Below are 6,269 nucleotides of genomic sequence, written 5' to 3' on the forward strand. Positions count from 1 at the left end.
GGGGCTCAGCCGTGTGCCCTCCCGTTCCCGGCGCTCGCCGGCCTGCTGCACCTGCCGCCGGCGGCGCTGCTGGCGGCGGGTGGGCGGGCGGCGGGCGACCTCGCGCTGGCGGCACTCGCGGCCTTCGCGGCGATCGCCGTGCTGGACTGGCTCTGGGTGCGCTGGCGCCACCTGCACAGGCTGCGCATGAGCCGCCAGGACCTGAAGGAGGAAGCGCGCGAGAGCGAGGGCGACCCGCAGGTGAAGGGCCGGCTGCGCCGCCTGCGCGAGCAGCGCGCGCGCGGGCGTATGATGGCCGCGGTGCCGAAGGCCGCGGTGGTGGTGACCAACCCGACGCATTTCGCGGTTGCCCTCGCCTATGAGCAGGGCAGCTCGGCCGCGCCGCGCGTGGTCGCCAAGGGCGCCGATGCGGTGGCGGCGCGCATCCGCGCCCTGGCCGAGGAAAGCCGCGTGCCGATCGTGTCCAATCCGCCACTGGCGCGCGCGCTGTTCCGGCTCGATCTGGATGCGGAAATCCCGGCCGAGCATTATCAGGCGGTGGCCGAGATCATCGCCTATGTTTGGCGGCTCGGCGGGCGGGGGCCATCGGCGTGACGGATCGCGACCACGAGGCATCGGCATTCCGGCGCCTGTTCGAGGCGGAGGAGGCGGCGGGCCTCGCGGTGCTCGACACCGAGGGGCGGATCCGCCTCGCCAATCCGGCGCTGGCGGAATTCTGCGGCGCGGCGCCGGCGGCGGGGCTGCACGGGTCAGCACTCTTCGTCGAGGATTCGCGCGCGGCGGTGGCGGGTGCGATCGCCGCCGCGCTGGCCGGCCCGCCGGCGCCGCCCGTCGTTGCGGCGCGCATCGCCAATGCCGCGCTGCCCCCCGATGCCAGTTTCGAGGTCGCCTGCCGCCCGCTGCGCGGCGAGCCCGGCGCGCTGATGCGCGTGGTGGACGTGACGGCGCGCCGGCGCATGCAGGCGCAGATGGAGGAAGGCGCGCGGCTGCAATCGATCGGCCAGCTGGCCGGCGGGGTCGCGCATGACTTCAACAACCTGCTGGCGGCGATCTCGGGCGCGGCGGAGGCGGCGCTGGCGCGCGGGCCGGAGGCCGAGACGGCGGAGGACCTGCGCCAGATCCTCGACAGCGCGGGGCGCGGGGCGCGGCTGCTGCGGCAGTTGCTGGCCTTCGCGAGCCGGCAGGCGCTCGCACCACGGGTGGTCGCACTCGGTTCGGCGGTGGAGGCGATGGCGCCGCTGCTCACGCGGCTGCTGGGGGCGCGGCATGCGCTGGTGCTGGAGCTCGACCTGCCGGGGCCGCGCGCGCGGGTCGATCCGTCGCAGCTCGACCAGGCGCTGCTGAACCTGGTGGTGAATGCGCGCGACGCCATGCCGGAGGGCGGGACCATCCGCATCGGCCTCGCGGCCATCGACCTGGCGGCGGAGGAGGTGGCGCAGGGTGCGGTCATCCCGCCCGGCCCCTGGGCGGTGCTGAGCGTGGCCGACCAGGGCGGGGGCATTCCGCCCGCGCTGCTGCCGCGCATCTTCGAGCCCTTCTTCACGACGCGGCGCGGACAGGGGGGCACGGGGCTCGGGCTGTCCACCGTGCTCGGCATCCTGCGGCAATCGGGCGGGCATGTGTCGGTGAGCTCCGAGCCCGGGCGCGGCACGGTCTTCCGGCTGTGGTTCCCGCGCAGCGAGGCGGCCGTGCAGGCCGAGGCCCCGCCGGCCGTGGCACCCGCCGGCGCCGTCGCGCGGCGCGTTCTGCTGGTGGAGGACGAGGCGCCGCTGCGCATGCTCACGCGCCGCGCCCTGGTCGGCGCGGGGCACGAGGTGCAGGCGGCCGAGGATGCCGAGGCGGCGCTCGCCGCGGTGGATGACGGCTTCGTGCCGGAGGTGCTGGTGACCGACGTGACCATGCCGGGGGAGATGGACGGGCTGGCGCTCGCGGAGACGCTGCGCTTGCGCCTGCCGGGGCTGTCGGTGGTGCTGGTCTCGGGCTACGCGGCGGCGGCGGTGGGGGAAGGGTTAGCGGGAAAGGGCGTGCGCTTCCTGGAGAAGCCCTTCCGGATGGCGGAACTGGCGGCGGCTGTCGCCGCCGCTTAGATTTTGTGTGCCCTCAGACGGCGGGCGCCGGCCGTCCGGCCGGCTTGCCTTCGCGCCGTGTACTGGTGCGCCCGGCGGGGATGATGGTTTGGGCGCGGTCGCGCATGCGCGCTCCCGGATCGCGGCGTGGCCGCGCTCCGCGGGGTGCGGAAAAGCGCCTGACGAAATGTTCTTAATCTGTTCTTGATGCCCGGGGCGGTTTCGCGCATGCTTGGCTTGCGTCGAATCGCCCCGCCATGCGCGGGTGGGGCGGGACAGGGACTTGTCGGGTCCCTCATGTAATGGGCGATAGACGCCTGAAGGAGATCGCCCTATGGTTGATAAGCCATCGCTGGAGCGGGGGAAGGGCATGGATAAGGGAAAGGCGCTGGACGCCGCGCTGAGCCAGATCGAGCGCGCCTTCGGCAAGGGCTCGATCATGCGCCTCGGCGCGAAGCAGTCGCAGCAGGGGGAGATCGAGGTGGTGTCCTCGGGCTCGCTCGGGCTCGATCTCGCGCTCGGGATCGGCGGGCTGCCCAAGGGGCGCATCATCGAGATCTACGGGCCTGAATCCTCGGGCAAGACCACGCTGGCGCTGCATGTCATCGCGGAAGCCCAGAAGAAGGGCGGCACCTGCGCTTTCGTGGACGCCGAGCACGCGCTCGACCCCGGCTATGCCAAGAAGCTCGGCGTCGATGTCGACAACCTTCTGATCAGCCAGCCCGATGCGGGCGAGCAGGCGCTCGAGATCGCGGATACGCTGGTGCGCTCGGGCGCGGTGGATGTGCTGGTGGTGGACTCCGTCGCCGCCCTGGTGCCGCGCGCGGAGCTCGAGGGCGAGATGGGCGACAGCCATGTCGGCCTGCATGCGCGCCTGATGTCCCAGGCGCTGCGCAAGCTGACCGGGTCGGTCAGCAAGTCCAACACGCTGCTGATCTTCCTGAACCAGATCCGGCTCAAGATCGGCGTCATGTTCGGCAACCCGGAGACCACCACGGGCGGCAACGCGCTGAAGTTCTACGCCTCGGTCCGCATGGAGATCCGCCGCATCGGCGCCATCAAGGACCGCGACGAGGTGACCGGCAACCACACCCGCGTGAAGGTGGTGAAGAACAAGATGGCCCCGCCGTTCCGCGAGGTCGAGTTCGACATCATGTATGGCGAGGGCATCTCCAAGGTCGGCGAGCTGATCGACCTCGGCGTGAAGGCCGGCGTGGTCGAGAAGTCGGGCGCCTGGTTCTCCTGCGACAGCCAGCGCATCGGCCAGGGGCGCGAGAACGCCAAGCAGTTCCTGCGCGACCACCCGGAGATGGCGAATTCGATCGAGCAGCGCATCCGCAGCCAGGCCGGGCTGCTGGTGGACCAGATGCTGGTCGGCGAGAGCGCCGGCGACGACGAGGCGATGGCGGCCGAATAGCCGGACGCGCCGCGCGGAGGAATGGGGGCGGAACCGCAGGGTTCCGCCCCTTTCGCCGTGCTGGCCCCTTCACGGCCCGCGTGTCGCGCGCTACCTGTCCGTCCCTTGGGTCAACACCTTGCCGGTGCCCGGATTTCCGGGGGTCGCTACGGATCGGACATGACGAGCAGCAACGACATCCGCGCCACCTTCCTCGACTACTTCGCCCGCAACGGGCACGAGGTGGTGGAGAGCAGCCCGCTGGTCCCGCGCAACGACCCGACGCTGATGTTCGCGAACTCCGGCATGGTGCAGTTCAAGAACGTCTTCACCGGGCAGGAGACGCGCCCCTACAAGCGCGCCACCACGGCGCAGAAGTCCGTGCGCGCGGGCGGGAAGCACAACGACCTCGACAATGTCGGCTACACGGCGCGCCACCATACCTTCTTCGAGATGCTGGGGAACTTCTCCTTCGGCGACTACTTCAAGGAACAGGCGATCCCCTATGCGTGGGAGCTGCTGACCAAGGATTTCGGGCTGCCCAAGGACCGGCTGCTGGTGACCGTGTTCTCCGAGGACGAGGAGGCGCCGGCGATCTGGAAGAAGGTGGCCGGGCTGCCGGACAGCCGGATCATCCGCATCAGTACCTCGGACAATTTCTGGCGCATGGGGGATACCGGGCCCTGCGGCCCGTGCTCCGAGATCTTCTTCGACCACGGGGACAAGATCCCCGGCGGGCCGCCGGGCAGCGCGGACGAGGATGGCGACCGGTTCATCGAGATCTGGAACCTGGTTTTCATGCAGTTCCTCGAGGAACCGGCGGGCACGCGCAGCCCGCTGCCCAGGCCCTCGATCGACACCGGCATGGGGCTGGAGCGCTTCGCCGCCATCCTGCAGGGCAAGCACGACAACTACGACACGGACACGCTGCGGGCGATCATCCTGGCCAGCGCGGAAGCCACCGGGCAGGAGCCCGACGGGCCGTTCCGCGTGAGCCATCGCGTGGTGGCGGACCACCTGCGCGCCGGCGCCTTCCTGATCGCCGATGGCGTGCTGCCGTCGAACGAAGGCCGCGGCTACGTGCTGCGCCGCATCCTGCGCCGCGCGATGCGCCACGCGCACATGATGGGATCACGCGATCCGCTGATGCACCGGCTGCTGCCCGCGCTGGTTCGGCAGATGGGCGCGGCCTATCCGGAGCTGGTGCGGGCCGAGGCGCTGATCTCCGAAACCCTGCGCCTTGAGGAAACCCGCTTCCGCTCGCTGCTGGAACGCGGGCTTGGCCTGCTGGCAGAGGAGACGGCGCGGCTGGGTTCGGGCCAGACGCTGCCGGGCGAGGTCGCATTCCGGCTGTACGACACCTTCGGCTTCCCGCTCGACCTCACGCAGGATGCGCTGCGCGCCGAGGGCCGCCCGGTGGACGTGGAGGGCTTCAACGCCGCCATGGCCGAGCAGCGCAAGCGCGCCCGCGCCGCCTGGGCGGGTAGCGGCGAGGCCGCGACCGAGAGCGTCTGGTTCGACCTGAAGGAGAAGGTCGGGGCCAGCGAGTTCCTCGGCTACACGACCGAGAGCGCGGAGGGCGAGATCGTCGCGATTGTGCGCGACGGCGTCCCGGTCGATGCCGCGCCGATCGGCGCCGAGGTCGCGGTGCTGCTGAACCAGACGCCCTTCTACGCCGAGAGCGGCGGCCAGGTGGGCGACACCGGCATCATCCAGGCCGGCCCGGCCTGCACGATCGCGGTGCGCGACACGCAGAAGAAGCTGGGTGCGCTCTATGTGCACATCGGCACGGTCATGGAAGGCGAGGCGAAGGTCGGCCAGGCCGTCACGGCCGAGGTCGATCACGCGCGGCGGTCGAAGATCCGCGCGCACCATTCCGCGACGCACCTGCTGCACGAGGCGCTGCGCCGGCGGCTGGGCAACCATGTCGCGCAGAAGGGCTCGCTCAACGCGCCGGACCGGCTGCGCTTCGACGTCTCCCAGCCCACGCCCATGAGCGAGGAAGACCTGCACTGGGTCGAGGCCGAGGTGAATGCCCGCATCCGCGAGAATGCCGAGGTGGTCACGCGGCTGATGACGCCCGAGGCCGCGGTGGAAGCCGGCGCCATGGCGCTGTTCGGCGAGAAGTACGGCGAGGAGGTGCGCGTCGTCGGCATGGGCCATGACCCGGCGGCGGTGGAGAAGCACGGCGTCTACTCGCTCGAGCTCTGTGGCGGGACGCATGTGCGGCGCACCGGCGATATCGGCCTGTTCAAGATCCTGTCCGAGGGCGCGGTCAGCGCCGGCGTGCGGCGCGTGGAGGCCGTCACCGGCGATGCGGCGCTGGCGCACATCGCCGGCATGGAGGAGAGCCTGATCGCCGCGGCCGCGGTGCTGAAGGCGCAGCCGGGCGAACTGGCGGGGCGCATCGCGGCCCTGGTCGAGGAACGACGCAAGCTCGAGCGCGAGGTGGCGGAGCTGCGCAAGAAGCTCGCGACCGGCGGCGGCGGCGCGGAGGTCGAGACGGTGTCCGGGCTGCGCGTGGCACTGCGCGACCTGGGCGAGGTGCCGCCGCGCGACCTCAAGGGCCTGGCCGAGGCCATCCTGAAGGGCGGCACCGCGGATGTGGTGGCGCTGGTCTCCACGGCTGAGGGCAAGGCGAGCATCGTGGTCGCGACGGGCGAAGCCGCGAAGGGTCGCACCGACGCCGTGGCGCTGGTGCGCGTGGCGAGCGCGGCAGTGGGCGGCAAGGGCGGCGGCGGGCGGCCGGACATGGCGCAGGCCGGCGGACCGGATGCCGGCCGCGTGGCCGAGGCGCTGGCGGCGGT

Annotated in this window: 4 protein-coding genes; all 4 read left to right on the forward strand. The window is 71.7% G+C overall.

What is annotated here, in order from left to right; genetic code table 11:
- Nucleotides 1-594, forward strand: a 594-nt coding sequence (locus HW578_RS21390; protein ID WP_198372743.1) for an EscU/YscU/HrcU family type III secretion system export apparatus switch protein, incomplete at its 5' end; no start/stop codon positions are given.
- Nucleotides 591-2,087 carry an ATP-binding protein gene (locus tag HW578_RS21395; protein WP_198372744.1) on the forward strand — a complete coding sequence of 499 codons (1,497 nt, stop codon included), beginning with the start codon at nucleotides 591-593 and terminating at the stop codon, nucleotides 2,085-2,087. The genes HW578_RS21390 and HW578_RS21395, both read left to right, overlap by 4 nt.
- Before the next feature lie 349 nt (nucleotides 2,088-2,436).
- Nucleotides 2,437-3,483, forward strand: a complete 1,047-nt coding sequence (gene recA / locus HW578_RS21400) for a recombinase RecA (RefSeq protein WP_198372745.1) — start codon at nucleotides 2,437-2,439, stop codon at nucleotides 3,481-3,483.
- A gap of 159 nt (nucleotides 3,484-3,642) precedes the next feature.
- A partial coding sequence (gene alaS, locus HW578_RS21405; protein ID WP_198372746.1) for an alanine--tRNA ligase occupies nucleotides 3,643-6,269 on the forward strand: 2,627 nt, incomplete at its 3' end.

The sequence above is a fragment of the Roseomonas rosulenta genome (assembly GCF_016106005.1).
In the GTDB taxonomy this organism is placed as follows: domain Bacteria; phylum Pseudomonadota; class Alphaproteobacteria; order Acetobacterales; family Acetobacteraceae; genus Neoroseomonas; species Neoroseomonas rosulenta.